Annotated in this window: 21 protein-coding genes, 1 pseudogene and 1 riboswitch (1 of these 23 only partly in view); of the genes and pseudogenes, 13 read left to right on the top strand and 9 right to left on the bottom strand. The window is 59.6% G+C overall.

Features of this window, described 5'->3' with window-relative positions; genetic code table 11:
• From G3A56_RS13005 to G3A56_RS12995, 3 genes are all read left to right on the top strand, one after another.
• On the top strand, positions 1-862 hold the 3' portion of the coding sequence (locus G3A56_RS13005; RefSeq protein WP_082182912.1) for an efflux RND transporter periplasmic adaptor subunit. It extends 341 nt beyond the left edge of the window; 862 of the gene's 1203 nt are visible here — the last part of the coding sequence; the start codon falls outside the window, past its left edge; it ends in the stop codon at positions 860-862.
• Positions 863-915: 53 nt separating this feature from the next.
• Positions 916-4005, top strand: a complete 3090-nt coding sequence (locus tag G3A56_RS13000) for an efflux RND transporter permease subunit (RefSeq protein WP_082182913.1) — start codon at positions 916-918, stop codon at positions 4003-4005.
• Positions 4006-4154: 149 nt separating this feature from the next.
• Positions 4155-5597, top strand: a complete 1443-nt coding sequence (locus tag G3A56_RS12995; protein WP_082182914.1) for an efflux transporter outer membrane subunit — start codon at positions 4155-4157, stop codon at positions 5595-5597.
• Between the two features lie 116 nt (positions 5598-5713).
• On the opposite strand, the gene efp is transcribed toward G3A56_RS12995, so the two are convergent.
• A complete protein-coding gene (efp, locus tag G3A56_RS12990; RefSeq protein ID WP_003492258.1) occupies positions 5714-6283 on the bottom strand; it encodes an elongation factor P in 570 nt (189 codons plus the stop codon).
• 251 nt (positions 6284-6534) lie between these two features.
• Between efp and epmA the strand changes: the two are divergent.
• From epmA to G3A56_RS12975, 3 genes and pseudogenes are all read left to right on the top strand, one after another.
• Positions 6535-7598: pseudogene (epmA, locus tag G3A56_RS12985) on the top strand (EF-P lysine aminoacylase EpmA).
• On the top strand, positions 7595-8659 hold the full coding sequence (locus G3A56_RS12980) for a lysine-2,3-aminomutase-like protein (RefSeq protein WP_082182916.1): 1065 nt from the start codon (positions 7595-7597) through the stop codon (positions 8657-8659). Before epmA ends, G3A56_RS12980 begins: the two are co-directional and overlap by 4 nt.
• Positions 8660-9037: 378 nt before the next feature.
• Complete coding sequence (locus G3A56_RS12975) at positions 9038-9229, top strand: hypothetical protein (RefSeq protein ID WP_003492264.1); 192 nt, start codon at positions 9038-9040, stop codon at positions 9227-9229.
• 371 nt (positions 9230-9600) lie between these two features.
• Here G3A56_RS12975 and G3A56_RS12970 read toward each other — a convergent pair whose 3' ends face one another.
• Together G3A56_RS12970 and G3A56_RS12965 are read right to left on the bottom strand one after the other, a co-directional pair.
• On the bottom strand, positions 9601-9837 hold the full coding sequence (locus G3A56_RS12970) for an Lrp/AsnC ligand binding domain-containing protein (protein ID WP_003521320.1): 237 nt from the start codon (positions 9835-9837) through the stop codon (positions 9601-9603).
• Positions 9838-9955: 118 nt separating this feature from the next.
• Positions 9956-10867 carry a LysR family transcriptional regulator gene (locus tag G3A56_RS12965; RefSeq protein ID WP_082182918.1) on the bottom strand — a complete coding sequence of 304 codons (912 nt, stop codon included), beginning with the start codon at positions 10865-10867 and terminating at the stop codon, positions 9956-9958.
• Between the two features lie 130 nt (positions 10868-10997).
• Between G3A56_RS12965 and G3A56_RS12960 the strand changes: the two genes are divergently transcribed.
• The 4 genes from G3A56_RS12960 (at position 10998) to modC (ending at position 15038) form a co-directional block, all read left to right on the top strand.
• Positions 10998-12281, top strand: coding sequence for an NAD(P)/FAD-dependent oxidoreductase (locus tag G3A56_RS12960; RefSeq protein WP_082182920.1), 1284 nt, complete (start codon positions 10998-11000; stop codon positions 12279-12281).
• A gap of 128 nt (positions 12282-12409) precedes the next feature.
• Positions 12410-13201 carry a molybdate ABC transporter substrate-binding protein gene (modA, locus tag G3A56_RS12955; RefSeq protein WP_082182923.1) on the top strand — a complete coding sequence of 264 codons (792 nt, stop codon included), beginning with the start codon at positions 12410-12412 and terminating at the stop codon, positions 13199-13201.
• A gap of 56 nt (positions 13202-13257) precedes the next feature.
• The gene (gene modB, locus G3A56_RS12950) at positions 13258-13965 is read left to right on the top strand and encodes a molybdate ABC transporter permease subunit (protein WP_082182926.1); all 708 of its coding nucleotides are present in this window, start codon (positions 13258-13260) and stop codon (positions 13963-13965) included.
• A complete protein-coding gene (modC, locus tag G3A56_RS12945; RefSeq protein WP_082182929.1) occupies positions 13962-15038 on the top strand; it encodes a molybdenum ABC transporter ATP-binding protein in 1077 nt (358 codons plus the stop codon). Before modB ends, modC begins: the two co-directional genes overlap by 4 nt.
• Here modC and G3A56_RS12940 read toward each other — a convergent pair.
• The 6 genes from G3A56_RS12940 to thiC all read right to left on the bottom strand — a co-directional run bounded on the left by G3A56_RS12940 (position 15007) and on the right by thiC (position 20265).
• Positions 15007-15402: a winged helix-turn-helix domain-containing protein gene (locus G3A56_RS12940; RefSeq protein ID WP_082182932.1), complete on the bottom strand. Its 396-nt coding sequence runs from the start codon at positions 15400-15402 to the stop codon at positions 15007-15009. The genes modC and G3A56_RS12940 overlap by 32 nt on opposite strands.
• Before the next feature lie 3 nt (positions 15403-15405).
• Entirely contained in the window at positions 15406-16410 is a 1005-nt protein-coding gene (locus tag G3A56_RS12935) for a P1 family peptidase (protein ID WP_082182935.1), read from the bottom strand.
• 88 nt (positions 16411-16498) lie between these two features.
• Positions 16499-17272: a thiazole synthase gene (locus tag G3A56_RS12930; protein WP_082182937.1), complete on the bottom strand. Its 774-nt coding sequence runs from the start codon at positions 17270-17272 to the stop codon at positions 16499-16501.
• Positions 17273-17276: 4 nt separating this feature from the next.
• On the bottom strand, positions 17277-17474 hold the full coding sequence (gene thiS, locus G3A56_RS12925; RefSeq protein WP_082182940.1) for a sulfur carrier protein ThiS: 198 nt from the start codon (positions 17472-17474) through the stop codon (positions 17277-17279).
• Positions 17443-18447 carry a glycine oxidase ThiO gene (gene thiO, locus G3A56_RS12920; RefSeq protein WP_082182943.1) on the bottom strand — a complete coding sequence of 335 codons (1005 nt, stop codon included), beginning with the start codon at positions 18445-18447 and terminating at the stop codon, positions 17443-17445. Before thiO ends, thiS begins: the two co-directional genes overlap by 32 nt.
• Positions 18448-20265, bottom strand: a complete 1818-nt coding sequence (thiC, locus tag G3A56_RS12915) for a phosphomethylpyrimidine synthase ThiC (protein WP_082184525.1) — start codon at positions 20263-20265, stop codon at positions 18448-18450. It abuts the gene before it with no gap.
• Between the two features lie 94 nt (positions 20266-20359).
• Positions 20360-20471, bottom strand: a riboswitch (TPP riboswitch).
• A gap of 183 nt (positions 20472-20654) precedes the next feature.
• Here thiC and G3A56_RS12910 point away from each other — a divergent pair.
• Genes G3A56_RS12910 through G3A56_RS12900 form a run of 3 tightly spaced genes read left to right on the top strand, consistent with a single transcriptional unit; the run spans position 20655 to position 23000 of the window.
• A complete protein-coding gene (locus G3A56_RS12910; protein ID WP_003492279.1) occupies positions 20655-20906 on the top strand; it encodes an acyl carrier protein in 252 nt (83 codons plus the stop codon).
• The gene (locus tag G3A56_RS12905) at positions 20906-22087 is read left to right on the top strand and encodes an acyl-CoA dehydrogenase family protein (RefSeq protein WP_082182945.1); all 1182 of its coding nucleotides are present in this window, start codon (positions 20906-20908) and stop codon (positions 22085-22087) included. Before G3A56_RS12910 ends, G3A56_RS12905 begins: the two co-directional genes overlap by 1 nt.
• A 4-nt stretch (positions 22088-22091) precedes the next feature.
• Positions 22092-23000 carry an amino acid--[acyl-carrier-protein] ligase gene (locus tag G3A56_RS12900; RefSeq protein WP_003492281.1) on the top strand — a complete coding sequence of 303 codons (909 nt, stop codon included), beginning with the start codon at positions 22092-22094 and terminating at the stop codon, positions 22998-23000.
• Position 23001: the final 1 nt, after the last annotated feature.

Genomic DNA, 23001 nt, shown 5'->3' with positions numbered 1-23001 from the left:
GGCGAAGGCCGAAGCAAGCGTTCCGAGCGCCGAGGCCAACCTTGCCCGCTACGAACGGCTGGTCAACAGCGGCGCAACGCAGATCGAATATGAAAACGCCAAGGTGACGCTGCTGCAGGCCCAGGCCGATGTGGCCCAGACCAAGGCAGCGCTGGAAACCGCTGAAATCAACCTCGACCTCACCAAGGTCCGGGCGCCTTTCGACGGCATCACCAGCGCAACCGCTTTCAGCATCGGCAACGTGGTGACGGCAAACCAGACCACGGCCTTGACGACGCTGCGCCGCATCGACCCGATCTACATCGACCTGATGGAATCCAGCACCAATCTTCTGCGTCTGAAAAAGGCGATCTCGTCGGGCCAGCTCGGCGGCGATACGAAGGAAACCGGCATTCATCTGACGCTGGAAGACGGCACGGAATACAAGCATGACGGCAAGATCGACATGTCGGACATGGCGGTGAGCGAAACAACGGGCACCTTCTCCATCCGCGCCCTCTTCGACAACCCGGATGATCTTCTGCTTCCCGGCACCTATGTCCGCGCCACGCTGACCATCGGCAAGGAAAAGGGTTTCCGCATACCGCAGCGCGCGGCGAACCGTAACGCCAATGGCGAACTGACCGCAAAGTTCGTGACGGCGGAAAACAAGGTGGAAACCCGCACCTTCCCGTCCAGCCAGCAGTCGGGCAATGCCTGGCTGGTGACGGAAAACGTCAAGGATGGCGACAAGCTCATCGTCGACGGTTTCCAGTGGATTGCCGACGGTGCGACGGTCGCACCGGTTGAAGTGACCATCGACGATCGCGGTATCGTCGTTATGCCGCAGCAAGCTCAGCCTGCCGCCGCCCCCTCGAAATAAGCATGAGCACGAAACCCTCGGTCGAAGCTCGTAAAAGGTAAGGCAGGACTGCCATGGCCCATTTCTTTATCAGGCGCCCCGTTTTCGCATGGGTTATCGCCATCGTCATCATGCTGGGCGGCGCATTGGCAATTGCGACGCTCTCCATCTCGCAATATCCCGATATTGCACCGACGACGGTGCGCGTCAGCGCGACCTATAACGGCGCCAGCGCCGAAACCGTCGAAAAATCGGTGACGACCATCATCGAGGACGGCATGACCGGCCTCGACGATCTCACCTATATGACCTCGTCATCCTCAACCGGCAGCGCCGAAGTGACGCTGACCTTCGGCAACAGCATTCTGCCCGATATCGCGCAGGTTCAGGTGCAGAACAAGCTGCAGCTCGTCCAGTCGCAATTGCCCGACACCGTGCAGCAGCGGGGTATTCAGGTCAGCCGCTCCACATCGAGCATCCTGATGGTGGGTGCGTTGATTTCGACCGACGGCAAGCGCAATTCGGCCGATCTCGGCGACGTGTTCTCCTCGCGCGTCGAAGACCAGATCAAGCGCCTCGAGGGCGTGGGCAGCATCAACGTCTTCGGCTCCGAATATGCGATGCGCATCTGGCTCGATCCGTTCAAGCTCAACAAGTACCAGCTGACGACGGCCGATGTGACCAGCGCCATCGAAAGCCAGAACACCCAGGTTTCGGTCGGTTCCCTTGGCGCGGTGCCCGCGGTCAAAGGCCAGCAGCTGAACGTGACGGTGACGGCGCAGAGCCAGCTCACCACGGTTGCCGATTTCGAATCGGTCATCCTGAAAGTCGTAAAGGACGGCTCGACCGTTCGTCTCAGCGACGTCGCACGCATCGAAATCGGCCAGGAAACGTATGGCGGCGATTCCCGGTCGAACGGCCGTCCTTCTGCCGGTTTCGCGGTCAACCTCGCCACGGGTGCCAACGCGCTCGATACGGCAGCGCGTGTAAAGTCGGCGCTTTCCGCCGTTGAGGGTTCGCTGCCCGAAGGCGTTTCGATCGAATATCCCTATGACACGACACCTTTCGTGCAATTGTCGATCGAGAAGGTGGTCCACACGCTGATCGAAGCGATCATCCTCGTCTTCGTCGTGCTTCTGGTGTTCCTGCAGAATCTGAGAGCCACATTCATTCCGATGATTGCGGTGCCCGTCGTGCTTCTCGGCACCTTCGGCATCCTCGCACTGACAGGATATTCAATCAACACCCTCACCATGTTCGCCATGGTTCTCGCCATCGGCCTTCTCGTCGACGACGCCATCGTCGTTGTCGAAAACGTCGAGCGCATCATGTCGGAAGAGGGGCTCTCGCCGGTCGAGGCAACCGAAAAGTCGATGGGTGAAATCACCGGCGCGATCATCGGCATCGCGCTCGTGCTGACGGCCGTCTTCATTCCGATGGCCTTCTTCGGCGGATCTACGGGTATCATCTATCGCCAGTTCTCGATCACCATCGTTTCGGCAATGCTGCTTTCGGCAGTGGTCGCCATCGTTCTGACGCCGGCGCTTTGCGCCACGATGCTGAAGCCGATCGATCATCACAAGAAGCAGCGCGGACCGGGTGCCTGGTTCAACCGCGGCTTCGGCAAGACGACGGACGGCTACGTCTCCTCCATCGGCTATCTGCTGAAGCGGCCCCTGCGCGTGATGATTCTCTTCGCGATCGTGATCGGCGGCTGCGCCTGGTTCTTTTCCAAGCTGCCAAGCTCGTTCCTGCCGCAGGAAGACCAGGGCGTTCTTCTGACGATCATTCAGACCCCGACGGGTTCGAATATCGAGCGGACCAACGAGGTGGTGAAGCAGGTCGAAAACTACTTCCGCGAAAAAGAAGCCAACAATGTCGAATCCGTTTTCGGCGTGCTTGGTTTCAGCTTCAGCGGTTCCGGCCAGAACAACGCCATCGTCTTCACCAAGCTCAAGGATTTCGCCGATAGAACAGCACCGGATCAGCACGCAGCCGCCATTGTGCAGCGTGCGATGGGGACATTCTTTGGTTTCCGCGATGCACAGGTGTTTCCGCTTTTGCCGCCGGCCATTCAGGGCATGGGCACGTCGAGCGGTTTCTCGATGTATCTCGTGGATAGCGGCCGTAACGGCACCGAGGCACTGACTGCAACGTCCAAGGAACTGATCGCGCTTGCGACTAGCAATCCGAAGGTCAGCTCGCTCAGAAGCGACAGCCAGGACAACGAAACGCAGATGAAGATCATTCTCGATCAGGAAAAGATGGGGGCCATGGGCGTCGATCTTTCCTCCGTGAACCTGATGCTGTCGACGATCTTTGCCGGCCGGGATGTCAACGACTTCACCCTGAACGGCGAGCTCAAGCCGGTCTATGTTCAGGGCGATGCGCCCTACCGCATGCAGCCGGACGACCTGAAGTTCTGGTATGCCCGCAACACCAGCGGCGAGATGGTACCTTTCTCTTCCTTCAGCGAAGTGAAGTGGATCAACGCGCCGCCGTCACTGGCACGCTACAACGGCACGGGCGCGATCTCGCTTGAGGGCACCGCCGGCGCGGGCGTCGCTTCCGGTGACGCCATGGATGAAATGGAACGCCTGACGGCAAGCCTGCCGGGCGGTTACACGGTGGCATGGCAGGGTATTTCCTATCAGGAACGCCTTTCCGGCTCGCAGGCTCCGATGCTTTATGCGCTGTCGGTTCTGATCGTGTTCCTTTGCCTTGCAGCGCTTTACGAAAGCTGGTCGATCCCGTTCTCGGTCATCATGGCCGTGCCGGTCGGCGTTCTCGGCGCCCTGACCGCGGCCCATTTCTTCGGCCAGACGAACGACGTCTACTTCAAGGTGGGCCTGCTGACGACCATCGGCCTTGCCGCGAAAAACGCGATCCTGATCGTCGAATTCGCCAAGGAACGGCAGGAGCACGGCTTGAGTCTTTTGGAAGCGACACTGGAGGCGGCGAAGCTGCGTCTGCGCCCGATCATCATGACATCGCTCGCCTTCATCCTGGGTGTTGTACCTCTCGCGATCGCAACCGGAGCGGGTTCAGCCGCGCAAAATGCAATCGGTATCGGGGTGCTGGGTGGTATGCTTTCTGCAACACTCCTCGGAATTTTCTTCGTTCCATCCTTTTTCGTCATCATTCGTCGCCTTTCAAGGCGTTAACAAAACAAAAATGGGCTGTGCCAACCGTTAATACGCTGCTAGAAATGTTGCCGATTTGGCAAATGCACGTTTCTACGGCATATCGATCGCGCAGCCCATTTGTCAGTAAGCCGCGCTCGGTAAGCCAACCAGAGAATTGGGAAAACTATATGCTGTCTATTCGCGCTACCCTTCCCCTGACAATGCTGCTGCTTTCAGGCTGTGTTGTTGGACCCGACCACAAGACGCCGGAAATCCAATTGCCGGGAAAGTTTGCGGAAGCCGGAAAAACCAGTATTGGCGACATCAGCAGCGTTGCATGGTGGACGGCCTTCAACGACAACCGCCTGAACGGTTACGTGTCCACTGGCCTTGCGCAGAACCTCACCGTGATGCAGGCGATCGAGCGCATCAATCAGGCACAGGCCCAGGTGATCGTGGACGGCGCCGGCGGCCTGCCGAGCCTGACGAGCAGCGGCAGCCACACGACCAGCGAGACCAAGGGCAGCTACCGTGACGTTCCCGTCACCAACGTGTCCTCAGGCAGCCTCAGCGTTTCCTGGTTCCTCGACCTCTTCGGTCGCTATCGCCGGGCAACGGAAAGCGCCAATGCGTCGCTTGATGCCGCTTACTCCACCGTCGACGTTCAGCGCCTGACGCTGATTTCGTCCGTCGCCGCGGCCTATATCGACGTGCGCTATTATCAGGAGCGCCTGGCGATTGCCCGCCAGAACCTGGGTTCACGCCGCGAAACGCTCGATCTGACAAAGCTCCAGCTCGAAGCGGGTGCGGCCTCGCGTCTCGATGTCGTCCAGTCCGAAGGTCTGGTCAATTCCACGCTGTCGCAGATACCCGGCCTCGAAACCAGCTTCCGCAAGGCAGCCCACCGCATCGCGACCCTGCTCGGCATGCCGGCCTCGTCGCTCATCGCCGAGCTGCAGAAGGGCGCACGCCAGCCTGTTGCGCGCGCAGTTCCCCGCACCGGCATCCCGGCCGACCTGATCCGCAACCGTCCGGACATCCGCGTCGCTGAACGCAATCTCGCCGCCGCGGTCGCCACGATCGGTGTAACCGAGGCGCAGCTTTATCCAAGCATCGAGCTTGGTGGCGCGATCACCCCGAGCTACAATTTCCTGAGTGGCGGCGGCAGGGGAACGGCCAATAGCTGGTCCTTCGGTCCGAGCCTCACTCTCCCGATCCTCGACGGTGGCAGACTCCGCGCCAATGTCGACATCGCGAACTCACAGGCACGCGAGCAATATCTCGTCTGGAAGGCGACCGTTCTCAACGCGGTGGAAGAAGTCGAAAACGCCCTGGCCGCCATCAATCGCGACCAGCGTACCGTCGACGCTTTGAGAAAGACCGTCGCCTCCTACCAGGAAGCACTGCAGCTCTCGACCGCCAGCTATCGTGATGGTGCATCGTCTCTGCTCGACGTTCTGGATGCCCAGCGCTCGGTCTCGGATGCGCAGGCAAACCTTGCCACGGCGATCCAGACGACCGCGCAGGACTATGTCTCGCTCAACGTGGCTCTCGGTGGCGGTTATGCCGTTGGACAGCCAGCCCCGAAGAAGTCGGCCGGCCCGACCGTGGCCGCCGCGAAGGGCATGTAAGAACGGCCCAAAAAGGCAAACAAAAAGCCCGCGTCTTTCGACGCGGGCTTTTTGCTGTTTAGGGCACAAAAAAAGCACCGGTCACCCGGTGCTTTTTGTTTAACCAGCCATCAGGCTCAGCTCTTGGCGCGCTCAACGTAGGAATTGTCTTCCGTCGCGATGACCACGCGGATGCCGGCATCAATATGCGGCGGAACCATGGTGCGGATGCCGTTGGAAAGGATTGCCGGCTTGTAGGAAGAAGAAGCCGTCTGGCCCTTCACAACCGGTTCCGTTTCCATGATTTCCAGCGTCACGTGGCGCGGCAGTTCGACGGCCAGCGGGTTGCCTTCATGAATCGAAAGAACGCAGGTCATGCCTTCCTGAAGATAGGCCTTCTGGTCGCCCATCGTATCGACGTCGACAACGACCTGATCGTAGTTTTCCGGGTTCATGAAGTGGAAGCCTTCGCCATCTTCATAAAGGAACTGGAAGTTCAGGTCTTCGACGAAAGCGCGCTCGACCTGCTCGGTGGTGCGCCAACGTTCGGAGACCTTGACGCCGTCAACGATGCGGCGCATGTCAACCTGCGTAACCGGCGTGCCCTTGCCTGGGTGAAAGTTCTGCGCGGTAAGAACGACGTAAAGCTTGCCGTCCACGTCGAGAACATTGCCCTTGCGGACGGATGAGGCGATAACCTTGACCATATGACTTCCTTGTAACTCGATGAAATGCGTCGTAAAGGACTGCGCGGCAGCACCGGCCCCGGCAGACGTTTTGTCTTTTTTCTGGGGCGCAACTACCTTAAATCCGCGCGAATTGCCAGCCTTCTACAGCAATTCGCGGAAGAGTGCCTAGCGGTTTTCCGCCCGGAATTGCTTTAAATGATGCGATCAGGCGTTTTGCGGGCCGTTTATCCGCAGCAAGGCCCGCAGGTGAGACGGAAAAGAAAAGAGAGATGGGCTCGAGCAACGAGACAATGTCGCCATGGTGGACACCCGATGTCCACGCCGACCGCCGCGCTTTCCTGCTAGGACGCAATGCGATCCAGTCGGCTTTTCGCAGCTATTTCGCCCACGCCGATTTTCTCGAGGTCGACACCGCCACGCTGCAGATTTCCCCCGGCAACGAGGCGCATCTGCACGCCTTCGCCACGCAAGGTCTGACACCCGGCGGCGAGGCCGCCGCGCTCTATCTCCACACCTCGCCCGAATTTGCCTGCAAGAAGCTGCTCGCGGCCGGTGAAGAACGCATCCTCTGTTTCGCCCATGTTTATAGAAACAGGGAAAGAGGCCCCTGCACCATCCGGAATTCACCATGCTGGAATGGTATCGGGTCGGTGAGACCTACGAGACCCTGATGAAGGACAGCGCCAACCTTCTGGCACTGGCCGCTGAGACCGCCGGGACGAAGAACTTTACCTATCGTGGCCGCAGTGTCGATCCGTTCCTGGAGCCGGAACGCCTGAGCGTTGCCGAAGCCTTCGAGCGTTATGCGGGAATTGACCTTCTGGCCACCATCGGCCGAAACGGCGAAACAGACGAGCGGCACCTCGCCGCAAGCCTCACCAATACAGGCATCCGCGTCGCCGATGACGACACCTGGGCGGATATGTTCAGCCGCGTGATTGTCGAGCGCGTGGAGCCGGAGCTGGGCTTCGGCAGAGCCACCATTCTTGACGAATATCCGACCAGCGAAGCGGCCCTTGCCCGCAAATCACCTGATGATGCGCGGGTGGCGGAACGTTTCGAGCTTTATGCCTGCGGCGTGGAACTTGCCAATGCCTTTGGCGAATTGACCGACGCCGCCGAACAGAGGCGGCGTTTCGAAATGGAAATGGCCGAGAAGCAGCGGGTTTACGGCGAGACATATCCGCTGGACGAGGATTTTCTCGCAGCACTGGCGATCATGCCGCCTGCAAGCGGCATAGCACTCGGCTTCGACCGGCTGGTCATGCTGGCAACCGGAGCACCGCGCATCGATCTGGTCATGTGGGCACCTGTCGCGGAATATGGTCGATGACAAGACCTGAAACCATCAAGACACCTGAAGCACTTCTCGAGGCGGGGCTGATCGAGGCCGAGGCGCTCGAGAGCCTTCGTGCTGTCACGCAGCGTTACGCGCTCGCAATCACGCCAACAATGGCCGGACTGGTGGACAGCCGGGATCCGCAAGACCCCATCGCCCTGCAATTCGTGCCGGATACGGCGGAACTGGTCCATCTCCCCGAAGAGCGGGACGATCCGATCGGCGATGACGCCCACAGCCCGGTGCATGGCATTGTTCACCGTTATCCGGACCGGGTTCTATTGAAGGCGGTTCATGTCTGCCCGGTCTATTGCCGTTTCTGTTTCCGTCGCGAAATGGTCGGGCCACAGGGCAACGGCATGATGAGCCCGGAAGAGCTGGACGCCGCATTCGACTATATAAAAGCCAACCCTGCCATCTGGGAGGTCATCCTCACGGGCGGCGATCCGCTCGTCCTCTCCCCGCGACGCCTGTCCGATCTGATGAAACGGGTGAAAGACATACAGCACGTCAAGATCGTCCGCTTCCATACCCGCGTGCCAGTCGTCGATCCCGATCGTATCGACGGGCCGTTGATCGAGGCGCTGAAGGCCAGCGGCAAGACCACCTATGTCGCCCTCCACGCCAATCACGCACGTGAACTTGGGCTAGAAGCCCGAAGCGCCTGCGCCCGGTTGATCGATGCCGGCATCGCGATGGTCAGCCAGACCGTGCTCCTGAAGGGCATTAATGATGATCCGGCAGTTCTGGCCGAGCTGATGCGTGCCTTTGTCGAAACCCGGATCAAACCCTATTACCTGCACCATCCCGATCTTGCGCCCGGAACCAGCCATTTCCGGCTGACGATCGAGGAGGGTCAGCGAATCGTTTCCGCCCTGCGCGGACATGTCTCCGGTCTTTGCCAGCCAACCTATGTTCTCGACATCCCGGGCGGCCACGGCAAGGCCACTATCGGCCGAAATGCGGCCGAAAAAACCCGCGATGGCTGTTACTCCGTCTCGGACTTCAACGGAAACGATCATATTTACCCACCGTCGTCATCCGGCGACAATTAAAAAAAGCATAAAAAGCCCGCCGCACCGGGCTTTTCACGGCGGCCTCGAGCGAAAACAAAAATTTCACATTTCCGCCCCTCTCCTGTCATCATAAAGAAAAATATTCTACCTATAACAATCAGCATTGATTTTAGTGGTGGTCTGGATTATCAGTGTGGAACTGGAGAACGAGTCTCCTGATTCCGGGCCAACGCCAATACAGGGAGTGTGTCATGTCAAAACATATCAACATCAACGCAATCCTTGGTCTTGAGTCCTGGAATGCTGGATTTAAATCCACGTGTTCCCGCTGCTGTCGAATGTGACCTGACGGTCTCAATTTCCTGAAAATCAGTTCGACAACATGCTGTGTTAATGAGCCACAGCGGGAGTATACCTATGCAAAAGCAAGTTATTGAATTCGCTGGCGAACCCGTCGGCATCGTCATACCGGACAATGACCGGTTGAAGTTCATCGCGGTGAAGTTCCACGTTCACGACCTGGACGAACAGAAGTTCGACAGCGCCGACGACGTACGGATTGCGATCCGCGATCTCGTACGCAACCGGAACCTGGCCGCGGTCGCCTGATGCGGGAAACCCCTCACCCGCTCACAGACCTGTCAACACCAAAGCGCGCCACATATCGGATCCCGAACATCGGGTCGATGGCGCGCTTTTATCTTGCCTGACAATTCGTACGCTGGTCTGCCATAGACCACTCAGGGTGTATCAATACGCCCTGCGCTGAGTTGAAATAGCTTTTCCAAAACCGAATTAGAGTGCCAAACGCTAGGCGCGCTCCTGAAGCTCCCGCCTCCTCTCATTTGTGTTCGTCAAAGGGAATCTAACCAGCCCAGGTCCTCGGGCTGAAAAGTCTCTTCCGCCACGCAGACGCGCGTCGCTGGATATCTGTGACAAGCCCAGGAATGAGAACCGAACCTAAGATTTCGTAATACGCGTCAGAACGCGGTAAAGGTCAGCGTCGTCAGCGAACGGACGATCCCCGGAATATTGACGATGTTCTGGTTGATGAACTTGCCGATATCCTCTTCCTGCGGAAGATAGATTTTCAGCAACAGATCATATTCGCCGCTGGTGGAATAGAGCTCGGAAACCAGCTCCGTTTTATAGATGGCATCGGCGACATCGTAGGTCTTGCCGGGCTCGCATTGAAGCTGAACAAAAATGGGCTTCACGGACATCTCCCGTATTGGAACTTGCGGTGCATGGCGCTGTCCGCCACACGTCATGGCGCACTATTGGCTTAGCCGCGCCGGTCTTGCAAGACCGCCCGCCGGTTTAGGCCTAAAAGTCTCATCCGCTACCGCTTGTGCCGATAGCGGCCTGAGAAACGATCCAGCTTCGGAAACTTTCAAGCGGAGCATAACCGGCGCGATCCGGCATGCAGGCGAGATAATAGGCCTCTTCGCTTTCCACCTCTCCTTTAACTGCGGCGACAAGCCGGCCTGTTCGCAGCTCCTCCTCGATCATGAAGGACGGAATGAGCGACGCTCCAACCCCGGCGCTAGCGGCCTCGGCGATGGTTGTGAACTGATCAAAAAGCATGCCGTGTACGTTGTCGAAACGCACCTCATGGCTGCGAAACCATTGTTCCCAGGCATCCGGCCGCGTCGTCATGTGCAGCAGCGGCACACGCAGCAGATCGCCCGGCTGTGAAAGCCCGTAGCGCTCCCTGAAAGCCGGACTGCACACCGGAATGACTGTTTCATGCATCAGAAAAACGAGCTCGGTACCCGGCCAATGCGGCAAACCGAAATGGATCGCCGCATCTACGGTATCGGTGCGGAAATCGAACAGCGACGAACGCGTCAGAAGATTGACCGAAACGCCCGGATGCCGGACTATGAAATCCGGAAGGCGCGGGACAAGCCAGCGTGTGCCAAAGCTTGGCAGAACACCAAGATTGAGCGTGCCGCCATCCGGATTGGCGCGCAGATTGAGCGACGCCGTGGAGATGCGCCGCAGGGCCTCGCGTATCTCCCGTGCATACCCCTCTCCCGCCCGGGTAAGCCGGATTGTCTGCCGTTCGCGCAGGAACAGCGCGACGCCAAGCTGTTCCTCAAGCGCAAGGATCTGCCGGCTGACCGCGCCTTGAGTAAGCCCGAGTTCTCTCGCCGCCGCGGTCACGCTGCCCGTACGCGAGGCGGCTTCAAAGGCCGCAAGTAGCGAAAGCGACGGTAAGAAGCGGCGGGGCGGAAGAACCATATTCCCTCACGGAATGAACTCTTGACGATATGTCGATATTCAACAGGCAAGGCCGCTTGTAAAGTCTCATAAACAAGGGCTTGTCACTCATACGGAAAACAAATGAGCTCGCCCGGAAAATGGTGGAACGATGTATGATGACCCCCGCTCGCACGGCCTCTGGGAAAAGACCGCGCCGCAGCCGCCTCTAACGCCTGCGCTGCAAGGTGATGCGGTTGCCGATGTCGTGATTGTCGGCGGCGGCTTCACCGGTCAATCCGCCGCCCTTCATCTTTCCGAAAAGGGCGTGGACGTCGTTCTTCTCGAAGCGAAGGAAATCGGCTTCGGTGGCGCAGGCCGCAATGTCGGCCTCATCAATGGCGGCATGTGGGTCATGCCGAAGGAGCTGCCCGGCGTGCTGGGTGAAACTTACGGCGAACGGCTTCTCGACCTTCTGGGTAATGCCCCGCTTCTCGTGCGCGAACTGGTGGAAAAGCACGAGATCCCCTGCGAGATCGAAAAGAACGGCACGCTCCATTGTGCCGTCGGTGAAAAAGGGCTCGCCGAAATTCGCGAGCGCTGTGAACAATGGGCTGCAAGGGGCGCTCCCGTCCGCGTCCTTGATGCCGGTGAAACGGCAAGACGCACCGGCAGCACCGCCTATTCCGGCGCGCTTTTCGACACGCGCGCCGGCACGCTTCAGCCGCTTGCCTATGTACGCGGACTGGCTGCCGCCGCACAGAAAGCCGGCGCGCGGCTGCACACAGCAAGCCCTGTCGTGTCGACTAAACGCAGCGGCGGAAAATGGGTGGTAAAAACGCCGCAAGCGTCGGTAACCGCCAACTGGATCGTTGTGGCCACGGAAGCCTATAGCACCGGACCATGGCAGATCGTCCGTGACGAGCAGACGTATCTGCCCTATTTCAACTTCGCGACAAGACCGCTTAGTGACAACCTGCAAAAGAGCATTCTGCCGGGCCGCGAAGGCTGCTGGGATACGAAGGAAATCCTCTCCTCGTTCCGCATGGACAAAGCGGGCCGACTGGTCTTCGGCAGCGTCGGCGCCCTGCGCGGCCCAGGTGCTGCCATTCACCGGGCCTGGGCGAAACGATCGCTGAAGCGGCTTTTCCCACAGCTGGGTGAGACGGAATTTGAATGCGAATGGTACGGCCAGATCGGCATGACGGACAATGCCGTACCGCGCTTCCATAAATTTGCGGAAAATGTCGTCGGCTTTTCAGGCTATAACGGCCGCGGCATCGCGCCCGGGACGGCCTTCGGCAAGGTGATTGCACAGCATATTCTCGGTGACATTGCTGAAAATGACCTGCCCCTTCCCGCAACGGAGCCGAAAGCGCAGGCCTTCCGAACTGTGAAGGAAGCCTATTACGAGGCGGGTGCACAGATCGCCCATTTTGCTGGCGAGCGTTTCTGATCCACAGGCGGAAGCCGCCCTTCGAGGCGGCCTTTTCCTTCGGTATCGATATATTCTTGAAAATATAATGATTGCCCTATAGGCCTATCGATATATTCATCAGGATATCTCGAACCGGGGGACATACCATGAGACTCTTGCGTCGTACCTTTTTCAAAACTATCGCCGCGGCCACATCCTTCTGGGTGGCGGCCTCCTTTGCAGTGATTCCAGCCCATGCCGCCGAAAAGGTCACGGTTTTTGCCGCCGCGAGCATGAAAAATGCGCTCGATGCCATCAATGCCGAATGGGCAAAGGAAAGCGGCAACGAAGCGACCGTGTCCTACGCCGCAAGCTCCGCTCTCGCCAAGCAGATCGAGCAGGGTGCACCGGCAGACATCTTCATTTCCGCCGACCTAGCATGGATGGATTACGTCGCCGAAAAGAAGCTGATCGAGACTGAAAGCCGCTCCAATCTGCTTGGCAACCGCATCGTTCTCGTCGCACCGGCCGACAAGGCCAAATCGGTCGATATCAAACAAGACTTCGATCTCGCCGGACTGGTGGGTGACGGTCGCCTTGCCATGGGTGCGGTCGATTCCGTTCCGGCCGGCAAATACGGCAAGGCTGCGCTGGAAAAACTCGGCGTCTGGTCCTCGGTGGAGAAGAAAGTCGCCGGCGCGGAAAGCGTGCGCGCAGCACTGCTGCTCGTGTCGCGCGGCGAAGCGCCCTATGGCATCGTCTACCAGACCGACGCGGCCGCCGATCCCGGCGTGAAGATCGTTGGCACCTTCCCGGAAGACAGCCATCCGCCCATCATCTATCCCGTCGCCATTCTCTCCGAGGCAAAATCGCCGGCAGCAAAATCCTACCTGGATTTCCTGAAGTCCGCGAAAGCGACACCTTTCTTCGAAAAGCAAGGCTTTACCGTTTTGAAATAAACTGCGCCTCGCGGCCTCATCCTTTTTGGGGCCGCGAGAAATGACGATTGCGGGATATGGCATTGCATTGGTGGACACTCAGCCCTGAAGAATGGACGGCAATCAGGCTCAGCCTGTGGGTGTCCTCCATCGCCATGTTCGCCAGCCTGCCCTTCGGCATTGCGGTGGCCGTGGCGCTGGCGCGAGGCAACTTCTGGGGCAAGTCGCTCCTCAATGGCATCGTCCACCTGCCGCTCATTCTGCCGCCCGTCGTCACCGGCTTTCTGCTGCTGGTCCTCTTCGGTCGCAGGGGAGCGATCGGGCAATTTCTCGATAGCTGGTTCGGCATCGTCTTTTCCTTCCGCTGGACAGGGGCGGCGCTTGCCTGCGCCGTCATGGCTTTTCCGCTGATGGTGCGCTCCATCCGCCTCTCGATCGAAGCGGTGGACCGCAAACTGGAAGAGGCGGCGGGAACATTGGGTGCGAGCCCGTTCTGGGTGTTCCTCACCGTCACGCTCCCCCTGATCCTGCCCGGCATCATCGCGGGCATGATCCTCGCTTTTGCCAAGGCCATGGGTGAATTCGGCGCGACGATCACCTTCGTTTCCAATATTCCGGGCGAAACCCAGACGCTGTCTGCCGCCATCTACACCTTCACCCAGGTTCCGGGCGGCGATGCCGGCGCATTGCGGCTGACCATCGTTTCCGTCGTAATTTCCATGCTCGCCCTGCTCGTCTCGGAGTTTCTGGCCCGCATCATCGGAAAACGGGTGAGCATGGAATGACGCTTTCAGTTACCACCCGCCACCGCCTCGGCTCCTTTGCGCTCGATGCATCATTCACCTCTGACGGCGGCGTTACAGCGCTTTTCGGACGCTCCGGCTCCGGCAAGACCTCAATGATCCGCATCATAGCCGGCCTCATGCAGCCGGACGAGGGACAGGTCTTACTGGACGGCGAAGTGCTGGCCGATAGCGGGAAGCGGTTGTTCCTGCCGGCGCACAGGCGCCGTTTTGGTTACGTTTTTCAGGAAGCGCGGCTGTTTCCTCATCTCAGCGTTACCCAGAACCTGAACTACGGCAAATGGTTCGCCACGGAAAAGGGAACCGGAGGGGATGATGGTCGCATCATCGAGATGCTCGGCATCGGTCATCTTTTGCAACGTCGCCCGGACAAGCTCTCCGGCGGCGAAAAACAGCGCGTCGCCATCGGCCGCGCACTTCTGTCATCACCCAGACTGCTGCTGATGGATGAACCGCTTGCCTCACTCGACGAAGAGCGAAAGGCCGAGATCATTCCTTATCTCGAGCGACTGCGCGACGAGACGAAAATCCCGATCGTTTATGTCAGCCACTCCATCCAGGAAGTCGCCCGCCTTGCCGACCGTATCGTGGTGATGAAGGATGGCAAGGTGGAGGCGCAGGGAAACGCGGCCGACGTGCTGGCGCGACCGGGTTTCAGCGCCCATCTTGAACGGCGCGAAGCGGGCAGCATCCTTTCAGGAAACATCGAAAGCTTTGACGAACAGCACGGGCTTGCTGCCGTAAAGCTCCGCTCATCGCTTCTGCAGGTTCCGGCAAAAAAAGCTGCTCCCGGCACCCCGGCGCGCGTGCTGATACCGGCACGCGACGTGATGCTCGCCACGACAAAGCCGGAAGGCTTGAGCGCACTCAACATTCTCGAAGGCCATATTGCCAGCGTCTCGGCAAGCGAAGATGGCATGCTAACCGTTCAGGTGGATTGCGGCGGCGATATCATCCAGTCGCGCATCACCGATCTGTCGCGCGAACGTCTCCAGCTGGAACCCGGAAAACCGGTACATGCGATCATAAAGTCGGCGGCTCTCGATCCGTATTGAGGGCGGCATCCGGGTTGCGGTTGGCCTCGAGCCAGTCGATATCCGCGCGCAAGGCGTCATTCATCCGCTTTTCCATGCCGCGATAACGGTCGAGCAATTCAGCACCGAATGCGGTTAGCGCAGCCCCGCCGCCCTGTTTGCCGCCACGCTGGGATTCTATAACCGGCTGCCTGAACATATGGTTCAGCGCATCCACAAGCAGCCATGCGCGGCGATAGGACATGTCCATCGCCCGCCCGGCGGCTGATATCGAGCCCGTCTCGACAATCAGTTCCATCAACTCGATCTTGCCGTGCCCGAGACGCTCTCCGGGCGGAAAATCGATGCGGAGAACCGGGGTCAATGGCGGGAGTGTTTCACCCATCGTTCAAAGACCCCGGCCATGAAGATCGCGATAGGCTTTCTGCGCACCGTGTTGCGGCAGCGCCGTCGCCTCGTGAACGCCACGCGCCACCGCGCGCGCCATAACAATAGTGGAGAGGTGGCAGAGTTCCGCGAAATGCGCGCCGCCCTCAAGCGGCTTCTCACCGGTCGCAGCCGCAAACATGGTGTCGCCATCACTCGGCAGATGGGCGGGCAGCACGGCGCGCGCCAGCCCGTCATGCGCCATGATGGAAAGGCGATGCGCCTGCGCTTTGGTGAGAACCGCGTCGGTCACAACCGCACCGATGGTCGTCGCCGTCAGGGTCACACCCTTCAAACGAAGCGCTGTATCGTCCGCCGTGAAGCGGGCGGGGAAACCGCAATCGCCGAACTCGCCCTGCACCTCAAAAGGTGCGGACCAGAAATGGCGGCTTGTGCCGACAGTCGCGGAACCGAGCGCGTTGACGGCGACGATGGCCGCCACCTTGTAACCGCCGGAACTGACAGCGCTTGCCGAACCAAGCCCGCCCTTGAAGGTGGCCGTGGTTGCCCCCGTTCCCGCGCCAACCGTTCCTAGCTCGAAGCGCTCCGCACGCGCCGCCCTGAAAGCCGCATATCCCATCTCGCGATAGGGCGAATGGAGGCCCCAGTCCTTGTCGCCGCCATTCAGCAGGTCCATCAGGATCGCCTGCGGCACGATGGGAACGCGGGTGGAGCCAACCTGCAGGCCACGCCCGATCTCGCGCAATCCCGCCTGAACGCCGCCCGCCGCATCCAGCCCGAAGGCCGAACCGCCCGAGAGCACGAAGGCATCCACCGTTTCCACCGTCATGGCCGGGTCGAGCAGGCCGGTATCACGCCCGCCGGGAGCCCCGCCGAGAACCGAACCCGAGGCGATTGCGGGCTTGTTGAAAACAATCGCGGTAACGCCGGAGCCCAGTGAAAGATCGGTGACATTGCCGACCGAAACGCCAGCGATATCCGTCAGAAGATTGTTGCGTGCCGCCATGCCATTCCCCTTTTCTCCCGGTATCCCGCCGCCACGGGACACTGTCAACGCAAAAGGTGACATGTCCGATGAAGGCGGCAGACCGCGATCAGGAGAAAACCGCCGTCCCGATAACAGGTGTCGAGGGAATGGCCATGTCCCTCGCCTCCAGCGGCCCGGACAGGAATGCCTGATGGCCAGCCTCGATGGCGCGGGCGAAAGCTTCCGCCATGCCGACCGGATCCCCCGCGCCTGCAACCGCCGTGTTGAGCAGAACGGCATCGTAGCCAAGCTCCATGACAGTCGCCGCATGTGACGGCCGGCCGATACCGGCATCGACGATCAGCGGCACATCCGCAAACCGCGCCCGCATCGATTTCAGCGCCATCGGATTGAGCGGCCCCATGGCGCTGCCGATTGGCGCGCACCAGGGCATCAGCACCTTACAACCGGCATCCAGCAGCTTTTCGGCGACGACAAGATCATCCGTCGTATAGGGAAAGACCTCGAAACCATCGTCGCAGAGGATTTTCGCCGCCTCGACAAGCGCAAAGACATCGGGCTGCAACGTGTCGTGATGGCCGATGACCTCCAGCTTGATCCAGTTGGTATGAAAAACCTCGCGGGCCATCTTCGCCGTCAGCACCGCTTCCTTGACGGTATGACAACCGGCCGTATTGGGCAGAATGTAGCGATCCAGCTCGCGGATCAGCTCGAAAAACTGACCACCCTTCTTGCCGCCCGCCGTTTCCCGGCGCAGCGAAATCGTCAGAATATCCGTGTTGCTGGCCCGCACCGCATCGGCAAGCACGGCAGGAGACGGATAACGCGCCGTGCCGAGCAGAAGGCGGGAAGAGACCTCACGGCCATAAAGCGTCAACATGGCCTCAACCTCCCTGCATCGGCGAGAGGATTTCAACACGGTCGAACGCCCTCAGTTGATAATCGGCGCGCTCTTCCGAATGCACCAGCTCGCCATTGACCGCCGTCGCCAGCCAGTCGCCTTCATAATCTAGGCTGGAGAGCAAACCCGCCAGCGTCTCAGTGGCGAGATCAAGCTCGTCGCCATTCACCAGAAGTTTCATGATCCTGTTCCTTTTCAGAAATATTTTGGCAGACGACTTCAGCCGCCCGCTGCGCCATCGCCGGCGACAGCAGGAAGCCATGCCGGTGCGCGCCGTTGATGAAGATGGTCCGACCGTCCTCGGTGACATCAGGCAGATTATCGGGGTAAGCCGGACGAACGCCGGTTCCAGTCTCGATGATTTCCGCTTCCCCGAAGGCCGGATGCACGGCATAGGCGGCGTTCAGGAACTCCATCATCGAGCGGGCGGAAATGGCGCCCGCATCTTCCGTTTCGATCATCGTCGCACCCACCATGAAACGGCCCGGCTCACGCGGCACGATGTAAAGCGGAATGCGCGGATGCAGCAGCCGGATGGGACGGGACAGGGAAACCTCTGACGTGGCGAGATAAAGCATCTCTCCCCGCACGCCGCGAAGGTTGGCAATCTCACCCACCGCCGCAGGGCCGGTGCAATCCACCACCCGGTCGAAATACTGTTCATCCACCGGAACGCCCATGTGAAATCGCACGCCCAAATCGCAGAGGCGCTCATGCAATGATTGCAGCGCAAGACGCGGATCGAGATGCCCCTCACCCGGGAAATAAAGCCCGGAGCGGAACCGCCCGGCAAGATCCGGCTCCAAAGCGGCGATTTCACCCTCATCCACCCAGCGATAGCCGCCGGTCCGCGATGCGAAACGCGAAAGTTCCGCTTTGTCGCGGGCGGGCGCGACAACCAGCGTGCCGTGCCGGACGACAAGGCCGGGGGTCGCTTCGTCCCACCAGTCGAGCGCCGCCTGACCGAGCGTTAGCACCGCTTCCTCCGCACTCTCACGCTCGCACCACGGCGCGAGCATGCCGCCGGCATACCACGATGCGCCGCGAGAGGGTTCGGCATTGCGCTCGCAACCCTCCACGGTAACACCGCTGCGCGCCAGTTCGAAGGCCGCCGTCAGACCGGCGACCCCCGTTCCCTTGACAAGGACACGCATCTATTCGGCCGGCGTCGGAAGCGGCATATATAGCTCGCCACCTTCCTTGAAGCGCGCGGCCATGGCCTCCAGCCCCTCCTTCTGCGCCTCGGCGCGGATATCGTGGGAAATCCGCATCGAGCAGAATTTCGGCCCGCACATGGAGCAGAAATGCGCGACCTTGTGCGCCTCTTTCGGCAGGGTCTCGTCATGGAAGGAACGCGCCGTATCCGGGTCGAGCGACAGGTTGAACTGGTCTTCCCAGCGGAACTCGAACCTCGCACGCGACAACGCATCGTCCCGCACCTGTGCAGCCGGATGGCCCTTGGCTAGATCGGCGGCGTGGGCAGCGATCTTGTAGGTGATGACACCGACCTTCACGTCGTTACGATCCGGCAGGCCAAGATGTTCCTTCGGCGTGACGTAGCAGAGCATCGCCGTGCCGAACCAGCCAATCATCGCGGCCCCGATGCCGGAGGTGATATGATCGTAACCGGGGGCGATATCGGTGGTCAGCGGCCCGAGCGTATAAAAGGGTGCCTCGCCGCAGGTCTTCAACTGCTTGTCCATGTTCTCCTTGATCTTGTGCATCGGCACATGGCCGGGGCCTTCGATCATGACCTGGCAGTCCTTGGCCCAGGCGATCTGCGTCAGCTCGCCGAGCGTTTCCAATTCCGCAAATTGCGCCGCATCATTGGCGTCGGCGATCGAGCCGGGTCGCAGGCCGTCACCCAGCGAGAAGGAAACGTCATAGGCGCGGCAGATATCGCAGATCTCATCGAAATGCTCATAGAGGAAACTTTCCTTGTGGTGATGCAGACACCACTTGGCCATGATCGAACCACCACGTGACACGATGCCGGTGACGCGGTTGACGGTGAGCGGGATGTAATGCAGCCGAACGCCGGCATGGATGGTGAAATAGTCCACGCCCTGCTCCGCCTGTTCGATCAGCGTATCGCGGAACACCTCCCAATTGAGATCCTCTGCAATGCCGTTGACCTTCTCCAGCGCCTGATAAAGCGGCACGGTGCCGATCGGCACCGGCGAATTGCGGATGATCCATTCGCGGATATTGTGGATGTTGCGGCCGGTCGAAAGGTCCATGACGGTATCGGCGCCCCAGCGGATCGCCCAGACCATCTTCTCCACCTCTTCGGCCATGGAGGAGGTGACGGCGGAATTGCCGATATTGGCGTTGATCTTCACCAGGAAATTGCGGCCGATGATCATCGGCTCGAGTTCCGGGTGGTTGATGTTGGCGGGGATAATGGCACGGCCCGAAGCAACTTCCTGACGAACGAATTCAGCCGTTACGTAGTCGGGGATCTGCGCGCCAAAACTCTCGCCATCGCGGATCAGCTTCTCTTTCGCAGCTTCGCGTCCGAGATTTTCCCGGATGGCGATGAATTCCATTTCCGGCGTGATGATGCCGGCACGCGCATAGGCAAGCTGGGTCACCGCCTTGTTCGCCGTGGCTCTCAGCGGCTGATGGCGCACGGAAAATTCGGGCGTCAGGCGCTCGCCGGTTGCAAAGCCGTTATCCTCCGGCTTGACGTGCCGGCCGTCATAAGCCTCGACATCGCCACGCGCCACAACCCAGTCGTGACGCAGACGCGGCAGGCCCTTTTCGATCAGAACGGCGTATGAGGGATCGGTATAGGGACCCGAGGAATCATAGACCGTCACCGGCGGTTCGCCGGCGGTCGGGTGAACGGCGATCTCGCGCATCGGCACGCGGATATGCGGATGTAAAATTCCGCTTTTATGGGTTTTCGTGGAGGCGGGATGCGGCCCGGTTGTAACCGAAAGCGGGATATTCTTGGCAGCGATATTCATCATGAGGCTCCAAAGTTTGACAGTGGAGACCCAGTTCGAGCCGGAATGATGGAAAATACCGAAGTGCCGACACTGGACGCCATACGCCAGCCGACCTTCGGTCTTTGCACCGTCCCTACGCCAGTATGAACTGGATCAGGTTCAACGGGTCACTGCGCATGAAAGCAGAATCTCAGCCCCTTGACGGGACACCCCTGGTGAATGGAGGATAGCAAAAGACACCACCCGACATTTGTCAAGGGCGCGGATCAATGCTTGGCAACGGTGCGTGAATGTCGCATGTTGCCGTCAGCTGTAGTTAACCTAACGGTTTAGGTGAATATTATCGTTTGCAACGTAACGATAAGCACAAACCATCCTAATGTGAAATTCACGGGAGATACGTTGGAATGAATGCGACTATTCGTGAAATACTGGCAAAATTCGGCCAGCTTCCCACCCCCGTCGATACGATTGAAAATGAAGCCGATCTTTATGCGGCCGGCCTTTCTTCCTTTGCATCGGTGCAATTGATGCTGGGTATCGAGGAAGCTTTCGATATCGAATTCCCGGACAACCTCCTCAACCGCAAGTCCTTTGCAAGCATCAAGGCCATCGAAGACACCGTTAAGCTCATCCTGGACGGCAAAGAGGCCGCCTGATGAACGTAACCGTATCGCCGCAGGATGAAACACTGTCGGCGCGCGCGAGCCGTGTCGCGACGATCGCCGCCAAACATGCGGACGAGGTGGATGTCACCGGCCGCTTCCCTGAGGAGGCTGTCGATGCATTGAAGCGGGAACGCCTGCTGGGCATCCAGATCCCCTCCTCCCTTGGCGGCGAAGGGGCCTCCCTGCAGGAAATCGCCGATATCTGTGCCCGGCTTGGCCAGGCCTGTTCGGCAACCGCGATGATTTTCGCCATGCACCACATCAAGGCATCCAGCCTTGTGGAACATGGCGAGGCAAGCGCTTGGCATGCAGGCTTCATGAGCCGCATTGCAAACGAGCAGCTTCTGCTTGGCTCTGCGACGACCGAAGGCGGCATCGGCGGCAATCTGCGCAATTCAATCTGCGCCATCGAGGTCGACGGAGACTTCTGCCAGCTGGAGAAGGACGCCACCGTCATTTCCTATGGCAGCAATGCCGATGCCATCCTCATCACCTCCCGCTCCCACAAGGATGCCGCGCCCGCCGATCAGGTGATGACCGTCTTCCTGAAAAATCAGTACACGCTCGAAAAAACCCATGTCTGGGATACGCTTGGCATGCGCGGCACCTGTTCGGACGGTTTCCTGTTTCGCGGCGAAGCGCCGGCAGTGCAGATATTCCCGAAACCATTTGCTGAAATCGCGGCGCAATCGATGCTTGCAAGCTCCCATCTGCTGTGGAGCGCCGTCTGGTACGGTATCGCGTCCGACGCCGTGCTGCGCGCCCAGTCCTTTGTGAGAGCAGCGGCGCGCAAGTCACCCGGCGTCGCTCCGCCCGGCGCGATCCGACTTGCTGAAGTTTCCACCAAACTGCAGGTGGTCAAATCCAACATCATCGCCGGCATCAAGGCTTACGAGGACACCAAGAGCGACCCGGACAAGCTCATGTCCATGGCCTTTGCAGTGGCCATGAACAATGTGAAGATCTGCTCTTCGGAAACCATTCTTCAGATCATCGACCACGCCATGCTGGTCTGCGGCATCATGGGTTACAAGAACGGTACGCCCTACAGCCTCGGCCGGCACCTTCGCGATGCGCATTCCGCCCGCCTGATGATCTCCAATGACCGTATTCTCGGTAACTCCGCCAATCTCCTGCTGGTTCACAGGCAGGACACCAGCCTTTTGGGATAAGACCATGGACATGCAAACATCCTTTCTCGATCGACTGTTCGAAGAGGGCCTGCTGATTGAAACGGGTGTGGACGGTCTTTACGGGCGCAGCGGCCAGTTCGAGGACGTCATTGCCGCATTCGAACGGCTGATCGACCGCACGGGCGGCGCTGACGGCGCGGAAGCAATCCGTTTTCCGCCGGGCATCAACCGCGCCTATTTCGAAAAAAGCGGCTACATGAAGAGCTTTCCGCAGCTTGCCGGCACGGTCCACTCCTTCTGTGGCTGCGAGCTCGACCATGTCAGCCTGCTGAAAACCATGGATGAGGGCGGCGACTGGACCAAGGATCAGAAAGCCACCGACATCGTGCTGACGCCGGCGGCCTGCTACCCGCTTTATCCGACGATTGCCAAGCGCGGCGCGCTGCCTTCCGGCGGCGGTCTCTACGACATCCAGTCCTATTGTTTCCGCCATGAGCCCTCCAAGGACCCCGCGCGTCAGCAGCTTTTCCGCATGCGTGAATATGTTCGCATGGGCACGGAGAGCGATGTGACCGAATTCCGCCAGACATGGATGGATCGCGGCGTGGCGATGATGGAAGCCGTGGGGCTCGATGTCACCATCGATGTGGCCAACGATCCCTTCTTTGGCCGCGCGGGCAAGATGCTGGCCAACAACCAGCGTGACCAGAACCTGAAGTTCGAACTGCTGATCCCCGTCACATCCGCCACCAACCCGACGGCCTGCATGAGTTTCAACTATCATCAGGACGCCTTTGGCCAGAAATGGGATTTGAACCTCGACAATGGTGACGTGGCCCATACCGCCTGCGTCGGTTTCGGTCTTGAGCGCATTGCGCTGGCGCTCTTTGCCCATCACGGTCTTAATGTGAAACAATGGCCTTCCAAGGTCGTGGAAACGCTCTGGGGCTGAT

Origin of the sequence: Rhizobium oryzihabitans, from assembly GCF_010669145.1 — a bacterium.
Taxonomy (GTDB): Bacteria; Pseudomonadota; Alphaproteobacteria; order Rhizobiales; family Rhizobiaceae; genus Agrobacterium; species Agrobacterium oryzihabitans.
The sequence above is the reverse complement of the archived record's forward strand: the minus strand, read 5'-3'. Positions and strand labels throughout refer to the sequence as shown.